Raw genomic sequence first — 13,220 nt, forward strand, 5'->3', positions numbered from 1 at the left:
GTCCGGGTTCCCGGCGATCACCGCGCGGCGGCGCCGTCCCCGCAGAGCGCCTCGACCACCCGCTCCATCCGCATAAAACGCGAACCCTTCACCAGCAGCGTGGCGCCGGGGCCGGACAGCCGACGGGCCGCCTCGATCAGCGTCTCGATCCCGGCGCAATGCTCGGCCGGACCGCCGAATGCGGCCACGGCGGCGCGGGTCTGCTCGCCCAGCGCCAACAACGTCTCCAGGCCCCGTTCGCGGGCGTAGCCGCCGATCTCGGCATGGAACGCCGGCCCCTGGTTGCCGACCTCGCCCATGTCGCCCAGCACCAGCACGCGGGTTCCCGTCAGCCCGGCCAGCAGCTCGATGGCGGCGCGCACCGAATCGGGGTTGGCGTTGTAGCTGTCGTCGATGACCGTGGCGCCGGCCGTGGCGCGGCGGATGACGCCGCGGCCGCTGACCGGGGTGAAGGCTTCCAGTCCGCGGCGGATGATGGCGGGCGCGATGCCGGCGGCCAGCGCGGCGCTGGCCGCCGCGGCCGCGTTATGGGCGTTGTGCGCGCCGGCCAGTTGCAGACGACATTCGATCGGACCCTCGGGCATGTTCAGGCTCAGGTGGAGGCCGCCGGGAATCGGCGCGAAGCGGGCGCCGACCGCCGCCGGCTGGCGGAAGCCGAAATCGAGAATCCGGCGCGCCCCCGCCAGCTCGCGCCAGACGGGGGCGCAGTCATCATCGGCCGGAAAGACGGCGACACCGTCGGCCGGCAGTGCCGCGATGGCGGCACCGTTCTCGTGCGCGGTCGCCTCGACCGTACCCATGAACTCCTGATGTTCGCGCTGGGCATTGTTGACCAGGGCGACGGTCGGCTGGGCGATGCCGGCCAGATAGGCAATCTCGCCAGGATGATTCATGCCCAGCTCGACCACGGCATAGCGATGCTCGGGGCGCAGGCGAAACAGCGTCAGCGGCAGGCCGATGTCGTTGTTGAGGTTGCCGCGGGTCGAAAGGCGCCCATCCTCGCCGGCTGCCGTGGCGAGGATGCCGGCCAGCATCTGGGTCACCGTGGTCTTGCCGTTGCTGCCGGTGACGGCGATCACCGGGATGTCGAAGCGCGCCCGCCAGCCGGCTGCCGCAGCGCCCAGCGCCAGCCGGGTATCGGGCACGACGATCTGCGGCACGGCGAACGCCAGCGGCCGCTCGACCACCAGCGCCAGGGCGCCGCTGGCCACGGCCTGGTCGGCGAAGTCATGGGCGTCGAACCGCTCGCCGTGGAGCGCGAAGAAGACAGCCTCCTCCGGCAGGTGGCGGGTATCGGTGCTGATCGCCCGGAACGGCCGTCCGGCCTCGCCGGTCAGCGTGGCGCCGGGCATCAGGTCGGCGAGTTCGCCCAGGGTCATCATGTTGCGGTTCCTCATGAATGTGATCCGTCAATTCAGGCGGCCGGTTCGCAATACTCGACCACGGTGGCGGGCAGGCGGACCGGCAAGCCGTCCTGGCGCATCCCCCTCGACAGGCAGGGCGATGGCTGCACGCAGGCTGGATTCCACCGCCTCCAGGCTGGCGCCCATGGTGACGCATCCCGGCAAGTCGGGCACGCAAGCGGGAACGCTGCCCTCGGCTTTTTCGATGATGACGGCGACACGCATGGCTTCAGTTCGTGCTGGCCCTGCCCAGCCGGTCATTGACCGCCCGCCAGGCTTCGTCATCGGGCGGCTGCTCGACGACGATGGTATCGAAGTCCCCGTCATCCAGCCGGCGCAGGCTGGCATACAGTTGCCGGGCAAACTCGGCGGCCCCGGCGGGCATGGGATGCAAATGCAGGCCGGCGGGCAGGTCATCCGCCGAAAGGGCCCGGGTCATCACGGCGATGCGCAGGCCGCGCGCCAGGAGTTCGCGGGCGGTCGCCGCAAGCTGCTCCGGCCGGCACAACAGTAGCCGCGTGTCGGGTGCGTAATGGGATTCGAGCATGCCCGGGGCCCGCACGTCACTGGGGATCGGCTGGCCCGCCAGCGGGGTACCGAGAACGGCTTCCAGCGCGGAGGCGGCGATCGCGCCGGGCCGCAGCAGCACCGGCTGCTCTCCCACTAGGCTGAGAATGGTCGACTCCAGTCCGACGCGGCAATCGCCACCCGCCAGGATCAGGTCGACCGTTTCGCCGAATTCGTCCAGCACATGCTCGGCGCGGGTCGGGCTGACGCGGCCGAAGCGGTTGGCCGAGGGCGCCGCGATGCCGCCGCCGAAGCGGCGCAGCAGGTCCAGGGCGACGGGATGGCCGGGAACGCGCAGGCCGACGCTGTCCTGGCCGCCGGTCACTTCCAGCGGCGCCTGGCCGCGCCGGAGAATCAGCGTCAGCGGCCCGGGCCAGAAGCGCTCCGCCAGCCGCAGGGCAGCAAGGGGAATGTCCCGGGCCCAGGCCGACAGCATTCCGGCGTCGCCGATGTGAACGATCAGCGGATGATCGGCCGGCCGGCCCTTGACGGCGAAGATGCGCCGCACCGCTGCCGGATGGGCGGCATCCGCGCCAAGGCCGTAAACCGTCTCGGTCGGAAATGCCACCAGACCACCGGCGCGAAGCCGGCGGACGGCCGCGTCGATATCATCGGTGATCGGCATGGGCGGGACGATTCGAGGGTGACAGGCTCAGTGCGGTCCGGTGCCTTTCTGGATGAATTCGATCCGGTAGCCGTCCGGATCGGTGACGAAGGCGATGACTGTGGTGCCGTGCTGCATCGGGCCGGCCTCGCGAATGACGCTGCCGCCGCGCTGCCGGACCAGTTCGCAGGTCCGGTAGGCGTCGTCGACCTCGACGGCGATATGACCGAAGCCGTTGCCGCGTTCATAGCGGTCGGTATCCCAGTTGTGGGTGAGCTCGATGACGGCGCCATCCTGCTCGTCCTGGTAGCCGACGAAGGCCAGGGTGAAGCGGCCATCCGGATAGTCCTGCCGGCGCAGCAGCCGCATGCCGAGGACATCGGTGTAGAAGGCGATGGAACGGTCCAGGTCGCCGACCCGGAGCATGGTGTGGAGGATTCTCATCGGTGGTTCTCCTGTGCGTGTCGGGCCCGCCCGGGGGCGGATCATTGCGACGGGGTCTGGTGCGCCCTGCCGTGGCTAGCGGACCGGTGCCTGCATGACGCTGTCGATGGCGCGGCTGCGCAGAAACAGGCGGACCTGGTTGGCATCCAGGATGGTCCGGTAGGGACCCAGCATGACCCGGTACCAGGTCGCGAATTCGAGCCGGATCTGTTCGAGACGCGGCGCGAGCGAGCCGATGCCCTCCAGCCGCGCCTTCAGCGCCTCGGCCTCGCCGAGCTGCGGAAAGGCGCCGACCTGCAGGTAACAGGGGCTCTCGACCGGCGGCTTGCCCAGACGCTTGTCGCGCAACGCGGCATTGATGTCGCCCTCCGCGATCTTGCGCTCGTCATCCGGCATGAGCTGGAAGAAGCCGAACTGCGGCGCCGGCGGGCCTGCCGGCTCGGCGGCGGCCTCCGCGGCCGGCACGGCAGCCTGGGTCTGGCTGCCGTGCCGGAAGATCGCCACCGCCGTGGCGATCAGGATCAGCACGACCAGCAGCGCCACGCCCAGCCGGAGACCGGCCTTGAGGGGTTTCCTCTGGCGGAAGGCGGGAACGCGGTGCTTGAGGTCCTTGGCCATCGCTACATGGCTTCCGGCGCGGAAACGTCCAGCAGGGCCAGGCCGTTGGCGATGACCTGCCGCACGGCGGCGATCAGGTTCAGGCGGGCGTCGCGCAGATCGGCATCCTCGACCAGGAACTGGTGCGAGTTGTAATAGCCATGCAGTTCGGCGGCCAGCTCGCGCAAATAATGAATCAGGTGATGCGGTGCATGCTGCAGGGCGGACTGCTCGACCACCTCCGGATAGCGCGCCAGGGTGGTCACCAGGGCGTTCTCGTGCGGCTCGGTCAGCCGGCTCAGGTGCGCCATGCCGTTCGGCAGATTGCGTGGCAGGCCCTTCTCGTCGAGCTGGTGGAACACGCTGCACACGCGGGCATGGGCATACTGCACGTAGTAGACCGGATTCTCGTTGGTGCGCGAGGTCGCCAGCTTGAGGTCGAAGTCCATGTGCTGGTCGGACTTGCGCATGACGTAGAAGAAGCGCGCCGCGTCCTTGCCGACCTCGTTGCGCAACTGCCGCAGCGTCACGAACTCGCCCGAACGGGTCGACATCTGCACCTTCTCCTCGCCGCGGTAGAGCACTGCGAACTGCACCAGCAGCACGTCCAGCCTGTCGCGCTCGCCGCCCAGCGCCTCGATGGCGGCCTTCACCCGCGGGATGTAGCCGTGATGGTCGGCGCCCCAGATGTTGATGATGCGATCGAAGCCGCGCTCCAGCTTCTGCATGTGATAGGCGATGTCGGAGGCGAAATAGGTCATCTGGCCGTTCTCGCGCACCACCACCCGGTCCTTTTCGTCACCGAGGCGGGTCGAGGCGAACCAGGTGGCGCCGTCCTGCTGATACAGATAGCCGGCCGCCTGCAGCGTATCGAGCGAGCGCTGGACGGCGCCGGATTCGGTCAGGCCACGCTCGGAAAACCATTCCTCGTAACGGACGCCGAATTCCTCCAGATCCTGGCGGATGTCGGCGAGGATATCGTTGAGGCCGGCGTCGAACACCAGCCGGTAGTCGGCCGGGCCAAGCAACGCCTTGGCTCGGGCCACCAGCGCGTCGATATGCAGTTCCTTGTCACCGCCCTGCGGCTCGTCGGCGGGAATGTCGGCGAACACCTCGGCCGCCGGCCGACGCAGGCGTTCGCTCTGGGCCTTGTGCAGATCGAAGGCGATGGCCCTGACGTACTCGCCGCGATAGCCGTTGCTGGGAAACACCAGACTCTCGCCGCATTCCTCCAGATATCGCAACCAGACGCTGGCAGCGAGGATATCCATCTGCCGGCCGGCGTCGTTGACGTAATACTCGCGATGCACCTCGCAGCCGATGGCCGCCAGCAGATTGGCAACCACCGCGCCATAGGCCGCGCCGCGCCCGTGGCCGACATGCAGCGGGCCGGTCGGGTTGGCGGAGACGAATTCCACCTGTACGCGCTGGCCGGCGCCGCGGCGGCTTTTGCCATAGTCGTGGCCGGCCTCGTGGATGCCGCGGATGACGCCGAACTGCGCCTGCGGGTCGAGGAAGAAGTTGATGAAGCCGGGACCGGCGATCTCGACCTTGAGGACGACGGGATCGGCCGGCAGCGCGGCGATGATGCTTTCCGCGAGCGCCCGGGGATTGCTGCGGGCGGACTTGGCCAGGGTCATGGCCAGGTTGGTGGCGAAATCGCCATGCTGGGCATCGCGGGCGCGCTCGACCAGGCAGGTGGCCGCGACGTCGGCGGGCAGGCTGCCCGCCTGCCGGAGGGTATCGACGGCGGCGGCGAGCAGGGATTCCAGGCGTTTCTTCATGCGGGAAAATCGGGGAGGCGGGCTGAACGAGGGCGGTATTATCCCCGAATCCCCCGACCGATGACAGCCGCGGACACCGGGGCGGCCGCCTGCCCGTCCCGCCCCGCGACGGTGTCAGCGGGTCCGTCTGTGCCCGGCGGGAACGTCCCGCCGGGCCGGGCCGGTATAGAGCTGGCGCGGGCGCCCGATGCGGTGCTCGGGATCGCTGATCATCTCGGCCCAGTGGGCGATCCAGCCGACCGTCCGCCCCATGGCGAACAGGGCGGTGAACAGCTTGGTGGGAATGCCAAGTGCGTGCAGCACGATGCCGGAATAGAAGTCGACGTTGGGATAGAGCTTGCGCCCGATGAAGTAGTCATCCTCCAGGGCGATCCGCTCCAGCTCCAGTGCCAGGGCGAACAGCCGGTCGTCATGCAGGTCCAGCTCGTTCAGGACCTCGTGGCAGGTACTGCGCATGAGCCGGGCGCGGGGATCGTAGTTCTTGTAGACGCGGTGGCCGAAACCCATCAGCCGGAAGGGATCGTTGCGGTCCTTGGCCCGGGCGATGTAGGCGGGAATCCGGGACACGTCGCCGATCTCCTCCAGCATGTTCAGCACCGACTCGTTGGCGCCGCCGTGTGCCGCACCCCACAGGCAGGCGATGCCGGCCGAGACGCAGGCATAGGGGTTGGCGCCGCTGGAGCCCGACAGGCGCACGGTGGAGGTGGAAGCGTTCTGCTCGTGATCGGCATGCAGGATGAGGATGCGGTCGAGCGCATTCACCAGCACCGGGTTGGGGCGGTACTCGTCGCAGGGCGTGGCGTGCATCATGTAGAGGAAGTTCTCGACATAGCCGAGACGGTTCTGCGGATACATGAAGGGCATGCCGGTGCTGTACTTGTGGCACATGGCGACGATGGTCGGCACCTTGGCGATCAGGCGGATGGCGCTCATCTCGCGGTCCCTGCCGGAACGGATGTCCAGGGCCTCGTGATAGAAGGCCGACAACGCGCCGACCACGCCGACCAGGATGGCCATGGGGTGGGCATCGCGACGGAAACCCTTGAAGAAGTTGCTCAGCTGGTCATGCACCATGGTGTGCAGGGTGATGTTGCGCTCGAACGCCCGCAACGGGTCCGGATCGGGCAGCTCGCCGTGGAGGATCAGGTAGCACACCTCGAGAAAGCGGCAGTGCTCGGCCAGCTGCTCGATCGGATAGCCGCGATAGAGCAGCACCCCCGCATCGCCGTCGATGTAGGTGATGGCGGACCGGCAGCTGGCGGTGGAACTGAATCCCGGATCGTAGGTGAACAGGCCGGTCGCCTGGTAGAGGGCCTGCACATCGATGACGTCCGGGCCCAGCGTGCCCGGATACAGCGGCAGTTCGCACAGGGTTTGCGCTTCCGCCACCAGGGACAGCTTCTGGCGTTTGCTTGTCATGGTTCCACCTTCTCACGCTTGGATGGGAAAAATGGCGGCGGCAGCTGCCGCCTCACTGCACGGACCCCGCGCCCGGCCGGTGCTGCCGGATCAGGCTCACCGCCACCGGCGCCACCTTCCAGATGTCCTCGCAGTACTCGCGAATGGCGCGGTCGGAGGAAAACTTGCCGGATCGCGCCGTGTTGAGAATGGACCTGCGCGCCCAGTGCTCGGCGTCCCGGTAGGCGGAACCGACCTGCTCCTGGCACTCCAGGTAGGACCGGAAGTCGGCCAGCACCAGAAACGGGTCGTGATGCAGCAGGTTGTCGAGCAGCGGCTGGAACAGCGCCGCATCGCCGCGCGAGAACAGGCCCGCGCGGATCACGTCCAGCACCTCGCGCAGGGCCGGATCGGCGTGATACAGCCCCTGCGGGTCATAGCCGTGCCGGTAGCTCTCCGCCACCTCGGCGGCGTTGAGACCGAACAGAAAAAAGTTCTCCGGGCCGACCTCCTCGCGGATTTCGATATTGGCGCCGTCGAGGGTGCCGATGGTCAGGGCGCCGTGCATCTGGAACTTCATGTTGCCGGTACCCGAAGCTTCCTTGCCGGCGGTCGAGATCTGCTCGGACAGCTCCGCCACCGGATAGATGCGCTGGCCGATGGTGACGTTGTAGTTGGGCACGAAGAGCACCTTGATCTGGTCGCGCAGCGTCCTGTCGCGGTTGACCACCGCGCCGACCGCGTTGATCAGCTTGATGATCAGCTTGGCCATGTGATAGCCCGGCGCCGCCTTGCCGCCGAAGATGAAGGTGCGCGGCGGAATCTCGAGATGGGGGTCGCTCTTGAGCCGCAGATACAGATGGATGATGTGCAGCACATTCAGGTGCTGGCGCTTGTACTCGTGGATGCGCTTGACCTGCACGTCGAACAGCGACTCGGGATCGATGCCGACGCCCAGCTCGCGGCGCGCATAGGCGGCGAAGTCGTGCTTGTTGGCGCGCTTGATGGAACGCCAGCGCGCCCGGAAGGCGGGATCGCCGGCCAGGGGTTCCAGCGCCCGGAGCTGCTCCAGCCGGGTGATCCAGCCGGGCCCGACGGCCTCGTCGAGCAGCCGGCCCAGACGGGGATTGCAGAGCTGGATCCAGCGCCTTGGCGTGACCCCGTTGGTCTTGTTCTGGAACTTGTGCGGCCACAGTTCGTGGAAATCCCGCAGCACGTCCGACTTCAGCAGCGCCGTGTGCAGTTCCGCCACCCCGTTGATGGCGTAACTGCCGACACAGGCCAGATGCGCCATGCGCACATAGCGCTCACCGGTCTCGTCGATCAGCGACAGGCGCGCCACCCGCGCCTCGTCGCCGATGAAGCGCATGCGCACCTCCTCCAGGAAGACCGCGTTGATCTCGCAGACGATCTCCAGGTGACGCGGCAGCAGGCGGCCGAACAGCGCCAGGGGCCAGCGCTCCAGGGCCTCCGGCAGCAGCGTGTGATTGGTGTAGGCGAAGGTCCTGCGGGTGATGCCGAAGGCCTGATCCCAGCCAAGACCCTGTTCGTCCAGCAGCAGGCGCATCAGCTCGGCGACGGCGATGGCCGGATGCGTGTCGTTGAGCTGAATGGTGAACTTCTCGTGGAACCGCTCGACCGGAATGTGCTGGACGCGCAGGATGCGCAACATGTCCTGCAGGGAACAGGAAACGAAGAAGTATTGCTGCTGCAACCGCAGTTCCTTGCCGCGGATCTGCTCATCGTTCGGATAGAGAATCTTGGTCAGGTTTTCCGAGATGACCTTCTGCTCCACCGCGCCGTAGTAGTCGCCGCGATTGAAGGTGGCGACGTCGAAGGACTCCGGCGCGCCCGCCTGCCAGAGCCGCAGCGTGTTGGCGGTGTGCGTCCGGTAGCCGGCGATCGGCGTGTCGTAGGGGACGCCCTTGACAATCTGCGCCGGCACCCAGCGGATCAGCATCCGGCCCCGCGGGTCCTCGAAGCGTTCGACATGGCCGCCCAGCTTGACCTCCACGGCCCATTCCGGCCGGGCAATGTCCCAGGGATTGCCGAACCGCAGCCACTTGTCGGTGCGCTCCACCTGCCAGCCGTTGACGATGGCCTGCTCGAAGATGCCGAACTCGTAACGGATACCGTAGCCCAGGGTCGGGATGCTGAGGGTGGCCATGGAGTCGAGATAGCAGGCGGCGAGGCGCCCCAGGCCACCGTTGCCGAGGCCGGGCTCATCCTCCTCCGCCAGCAGGACATCGAGATTCAGGCCGAGCTCGGTGAGCGCCTGACGGACGATGCCGGTCATGCCGAGATGGTTGAGATTGTTGCCCAGGTGCGGGCCGAGCAGGAACTCGGCCGACAGGTAGGCAACCGTCCGCGACTTCTGCGCGGTGTAGACCGCGGCGGTGCTGACCCAGTGGTTCAGGAGCGCGTCGCGGACCAGGTAAGCCAGCGCCATGTAGTAATCGTGCTGGGTCGCCAGCGCCGGAAACTTGCCCTGAACGTAGAACAGCTTGTCGAGAAAGGCGCGCTTGATGGCCTCCGTGTCGACGCTCTCGGGTGCGATCCGCGGGGATGGCTCCGGCTTCGGTGTGGCCGGCTCGCGGCCGGCAGGAGGCGGGGGTTTCTTGAACATCGTGCCGGTGTGCTCGGGAGAAAGGTCTCTCGCTGACGAATGCCGCGCAGTCCCGGAGGCCAGGCGGCGGCGTCCCCGCCCGCCGCTCAGGTCCTGAGTCCGGGCGCCGGGAGGTTCATCCAGGAACGGACGCGGCCGGACGCCGCCACCCGCTGCAACGGGCTGCCGGCCGGCCCGCACGGCACGCGCGACATGGGATCGGCGCCGATGGTACCGGTCAGCGTCTCCAGGTATTGGGGATCGCTGACCTCGGCCAGCTGGCGCAGGGCCCGGTCGAGCCGCTCCTGCAGGCGCAGCTTGCGCACATAGTGCCGATGCCCCGGCTGCTCCATGAAATGGCGCAGATAGCGGATATGCCGCTGGCACAGGTCCATGTCCCGCACCTGCTTGACCGTCAGGCGCTGGCGGTACCAGTCGGAAGCCAGCAGGTGCTCGCGGGTGAACAGCCGGCGGATGCCGGGGTGGTGGATGTCCATGCCCCGGTAGTCGCCGGTCGCCATGATCCACAGCAGCGCCTCCAGCGGCGGACAGGCATCCTCGATGCTGCGGTCGTGCAGATAGGCCAGGGCCACCCGTCGCTGCGCCTCGACGATGTTGTCGACGCCATCGACGAAGCAGGCGAGATCCTGGGTCTCGGGCTTGAGCATGGCCTCGGCCAGCACCGTGGTCGAGGCATCGAAGATGGCGCCGCAGAAGCGGTGGACGAAGTGCGAATTGATGCGGTAGCCAAGCCGGCTGGCCAGCACGGTCCGGCCCTGGTAGTCGAGATCCTCGACCCGGTCCAGGAAGCCCTCGGCCATCAGCGCCGCCGGATCGTGCAGGGCGGGCGGCAGCCGCGACCAGATTTCCGGCACCAGCAGGCTGATGTCGTGATCGATGCGCATGCCGGGGCCGACATGCCCGGCGGCGCTGCTGAAACCGCCGTAGCCGGTCAGGATCATCGACACCAGAGCGTTGTTGAGATCGGCCGTGGCCCTGAGCGCGTTGAACGGTCCCTTGGTCAGCGCCCCCTCGCTGCCCGCGCCGGTGGTCGAGGGCGACTTGCCGGTGACGCTGCAGATGAAGTCCATGAACAGCTCGGGCAGTTCCTGGTAGTGGATGGGGTTGTAGACGCACAGGGGGCGCAGGCCGGATTTGGGATCGGGCGGATTGTTGCGCCGGCCCGCCAGGACGGCGGTGACCGGGGATACCACCGGCTCGTGCGCCGGCACCCGGCGCTGCAGGCGCGCGCCCATGACGGCGACATGGCTGGGAAACTCGTCGGCCAGATCGGGCCGCAGCTGCAGGTAGCGCGGATTCTGGCTGGGCCTGCCGCCGACCAGGCGCGGATGGGCGGACGACACGGCATAGCCCTGCCCCGCGGCGGTCGCCAGCCGGAGAAAGTCCCGCATCGGCCCGCTGTAGCGGTCGAAGCCGATCACGTCCTCGACCAGGCCGCGGACCTGGGCGATGCCCAGCGGCTCGAAGTTGGACAGGAAGTTGCCGGGCTCGGCCAGGTCGCGCTCGGCCTGCGCATCCAGCCCCCGGTGTACGGCGTCGTCGGGCCGCTGGAACAGGCGGTACTCGCAGTTCAGGGTCAGCTTGACGCAGGGATTGGGCAGGGCCGGCGGATACCTGAGATGGCGGATGGGGGTCACCACCGCAACGGTGATGTCGTCCTCCATCTGCACCTTCGCGGCCGGGATGTAGTCCTGCCGCAGCTTGAAGACACGCCAGGCACCGTCAGGCTCGAATCCCACCCTGAGATAGGACGCCACCAGCGGACGGTCGTCCAGCTTGAGCTCGTTGCCCGGGCTGCCGTTGATGAAGTCGACGCTGAAGTGCCGGCGCCAGTCCGTCCCCCACTCCGGCTTGTAGAAGCGCTTGATCATGAACACCATCGACTTGATACGGTTGGGGATGCTGTCCAGCCAGGCGTTGTAGTCGGGCGTGTAGCGGTTGGCGGAGGCGGTGAGAACGCGAATGACCGACCCCAGGCTGCGGTCGAGGCTGAGCAGGGGCAGGTCCAGCTGCTCCTCCTCGTTGAGCGCGAGCCCCGGCAGGAAGCGGTCGCGGTAGTCGCGCTCGAAGATCGCCCGCACCTGGTCGAGATCGGCATGCAGGTCGTTGACGAACATGGGGCCGAACAGCACCGCGTTGCCGATCGACTTGGAGATTTCCGACTTGCCGCCACCCGAAACGGTGCAGGGCTTGTGGCAGAACACACCCTCGGCATCGGTGCCGACCAGCCGCCAGGACGGCGCCGAGGGATGCTTTTCCATGTTGAGCTTGTAGCCGCTGGGCAGCATGTAGGTGAACCGCGGCTGTAGCTTGAGGGTATGCGTAAGCCCGTCGCGCTGCCAGCTCAGCAGCTGCCGGTTGAGGTCGAACTGGGTGTTCTCCGGCACGTAGACGAGCGCCGGGAAGCGCTTGTCGATACCGTAGCCCTCGGGCTTGACCTCCATCAGATCGCCGAACAGCGCCGTCACCTCGGCAAAGCTGTGATGCGTCTTGCGGTTGCGGTTGTCGGCGCCGAACTCCTCGCCATGGTTGTGGCGCGGGAAGGTGAGAGCGCCGCCGGCATGCTCCTCCTCGGCCAGCCCGAACAGGTTGGCGGCGAAGCCGATCTGGGTCTTGACCTCCTTCTTGCAGTAGCCGAAGTAGTTGTCGGTCAGCAGGGTCACGATCACGCCCGAGGCGTCGCGCGCGGTGATCTTGAAGGGCCTGCCGTCGTTGTAGGGCTCGTCCGGCTCGCGCCAGAACATGCCGTCGGCGATCTGGCGCGGCGTGGCGCGGTCGGCATGCGGCAGCCCCAGCGCCTTCTTGGTCATGCCGAGGATGTGCGGCGCCAGCAGCACGCAGCCGGTATGCCCGGTCCAGTGGTCGACATCCAGGCCGGCGTCGTTGTCGGGCAGGTAGGGATTGCCGGCATTGCCGAAGATGCTTTCGACGAAATCCAGGTTGGACACCATGCCGCCCGGGGCGAAGAAGCGGATCTCCATGCTCTTCTGCGGCCAACGGCCCGGCACCTCCGGGCAGACCGGCGGCCGGATCAGCAGCGACACGAAGATCTCCGCCGATACCTCCTCGTTGGCGGTGAAGGGCAGCCGCATCAGTTCCACCGGCGGATTCAGGGCGGCATCCAGCATGCGGGCGAAGGCGATGCCGGGCACCGCCTGCTTGTCGCCGGGAATCGGCAACCCGCCGTCGGCGATGTGAAAGGACCCCTCGGTGGTGCGGCGGTCGCGCAGGGTGTTGTGCAGGATGCCCTGGCGGACCCGGTAGCTCTTGACGATGTCGGAGGCAAAGGTATCGCCGTGGGGCGGCAGCGACAGCTCGCGGGCGATGCCGTAGCGGTGCAGCACCAGAGTGGTGGACGGCAGGCGCGGCACCGACTCCAGTCCCAGGCCGCGGATATAGCGGTCGAGGAAGTCCTGGATGCGCTGGTCGGCCGGGCAGAGGTACTCCGGGATCAGCCGGGCCTGGGCCAGGTAGCTGTCGACCAGGTCGCGGGTCACGCTGAGAAATTCGCCGCTGTCGACCTGCTCGCAGATCGGCTGGCCGACCGCCGCCAGCTTCAGGTTGATGTTCAGCAGGTGGCGGTCGCGGCTGTCCTCGGCGGCGGCAGGATTCGGCGTCTTGAGGCCAAGGGTCGACTTGATGTCCACGGGGCGGGGCTCCGGCAAGCTGTGGGGGGTGACGCGACGCGGGCAGGCCAGCCTTGCGAGCGGCGGTCACGAGGACCCAAGCAGGATTCGGGCCTGCTTCGGATCAGCCCCCGGCGGCAGCTCCCCGGTACCGGCAGACCGCTGGCGCCG

Annotated in this window: 9 protein-coding genes; all 9 read right to left on the bottom strand. The window is 67.9% G+C overall.

Annotation, left to right across the window (positions count from 1 at the left end):
- Positions 1 to 17 precede the first annotated feature (17 nt).
- The 9 genes from ACYQ1H_RS06500 to ACYQ1H_RS06540 all read right to left on the bottom strand — a co-directional run bounded on the left by ACYQ1H_RS06500 (position 18) and on the right by ACYQ1H_RS06540 (position 13,070).
- Positions 18 to 1,397 carry a UDP-N-acetylmuramoyl-tripeptide--D-alanyl-D-alanine ligase gene (locus ACYQ1H_RS06500; RefSeq protein ID WP_460027230.1) on the bottom strand — a complete coding sequence of 460 codons (1,380 nt, stop codon included), beginning with the start codon at positions 1,395 to 1,397 and terminating at the stop codon, positions 18 to 20.
- A 12-nt stretch (positions 1,398 to 1,409) separates the two neighbouring features.
- On the bottom strand, positions 1,410 to 1,628 hold the full coding sequence (locus ACYQ1H_RS06505; RefSeq protein WP_460027231.1) for a type II toxin-antitoxin system HicB family antitoxin: 219 nt from the start codon (positions 1,626 to 1,628) through the stop codon (positions 1,410 to 1,412).
- Between the two features lie 4 nt (positions 1,629 to 1,632).
- Positions 1,633 to 2,595: an L-threonylcarbamoyladenylate synthase gene (locus tag ACYQ1H_RS06510; RefSeq protein ID WP_460027232.1), complete on the bottom strand. Its 963-nt coding sequence runs from the start codon at positions 2,593 to 2,595 to the stop codon at positions 1,633 to 1,635.
- Between the two features lie 27 nt (positions 2,596 to 2,622).
- The gene (gene gloA, locus ACYQ1H_RS06515; protein ID WP_460027233.1) at positions 2,623 to 3,018 is read right to left on the bottom strand and encodes a lactoylglutathione lyase; all 396 of its coding nucleotides are present in this window, start codon (positions 3,016 to 3,018) and stop codon (positions 2,623 to 2,625) included.
- A 75-nt stretch (positions 3,019 to 3,093) separates the two neighbouring features.
- A complete protein-coding gene (locus ACYQ1H_RS06520; protein ID WP_460027234.1) occupies positions 3,094 to 3,636 on the bottom strand; it encodes an SPOR domain-containing protein in 543 nt (180 codons plus the stop codon).
- Positions 3,637 to 3,638: 2 nt separating this feature from the next.
- The gene (argS, locus tag ACYQ1H_RS06525) at positions 3,639 to 5,399 is read right to left on the bottom strand and encodes an arginine--tRNA ligase (RefSeq protein WP_460027235.1); all 1,761 of its coding nucleotides are present in this window, start codon (positions 5,397 to 5,399) and stop codon (positions 3,639 to 3,641) included.
- A 114-nt stretch (positions 5,400 to 5,513) separates the two neighbouring features.
- Positions 5,514 to 6,818: a citrate synthase gene (gene gltA, locus ACYQ1H_RS06530; RefSeq protein ID WP_460027236.1), complete on the bottom strand. Its 1,305-nt coding sequence runs from the start codon at positions 6,816 to 6,818 to the stop codon at positions 5,514 to 5,516.
- Between the two features lie 52 nt (positions 6,819 to 6,870).
- A complete protein-coding gene (locus tag ACYQ1H_RS06535; RefSeq protein ID WP_460027237.1) occupies positions 6,871 to 9,423 on the bottom strand; it encodes a glycogen/starch/alpha-glucan phosphorylase in 2,553 nt (850 codons plus the stop codon).
- Positions 9,424 to 9,509: 86 nt separating this feature from the next.
- On the bottom strand, positions 9,510 to 13,070 hold the full coding sequence (locus tag ACYQ1H_RS06540; protein WP_460027238.1) for a PPi-type phosphoenolpyruvate carboxykinase family protein: 3,561 nt from the start codon (positions 13,068 to 13,070) through the stop codon (positions 9,510 to 9,512).
- Positions 13,071 to 13,220 lie beyond the last annotated feature (150 nt).

The sequence above is a fragment of the Methyloparacoccus murrellii genome (assembly GCF_054657115.1).

Excerpts from the sequence above, each read along its gene's own strand:
- ACYQ1H_RS06500 (WP_460027230.1), bottom strand. The coding sequence starts at position 1,397 with ATGAGGAACCGCAACATGATGACCCTGGGCGAACTCGCCGACCTGATG.
- ACYQ1H_RS06505 (WP_460027231.1), bottom strand. The coding sequence starts at position 1,628 with ATGCGTGTCGCCGTCATCATCGAAAAAGCCGAGGGCAGCGTTCCCGCT.
- ACYQ1H_RS06510 (WP_460027232.1), bottom strand. The coding sequence starts at position 2,595 with ATGCCGATCACCGATGATATCGACGCGGCCGTCCGCCGGCTTCGCGCC.
- gloA (WP_460027233.1), bottom strand. The coding sequence starts at position 3,018 with ATGAGAATCCTCCACACCATGCTCCGGGTCGGCGACCTGGACCGTTCC.
- ACYQ1H_RS06520 (WP_460027234.1), bottom strand. The coding sequence starts at position 3,636 with ATGGCCAAGGACCTCAAGCACCGCGTTCCCGCCTTCCGCCAGAGGAAA.
- argS (WP_460027235.1), bottom strand. The coding sequence starts at position 5,399 with ATGAAGAAACGCCTGGAATCCCTGCTCGCCGCCGCCGTCGATACCCTC.
- gltA (WP_460027236.1), bottom strand. The coding sequence starts at position 6,818 with ATGACAAGCAAACGCCAGAAGCTGTCCCTGGTGGCGGAAGCGCAAACC.
- ACYQ1H_RS06535 (WP_460027237.1), bottom strand. The coding sequence starts at position 9,423 with ATGTTCAAGAAACCCCCGCCTCCTGCCGGCCGCGAGCCGGCCACACCG.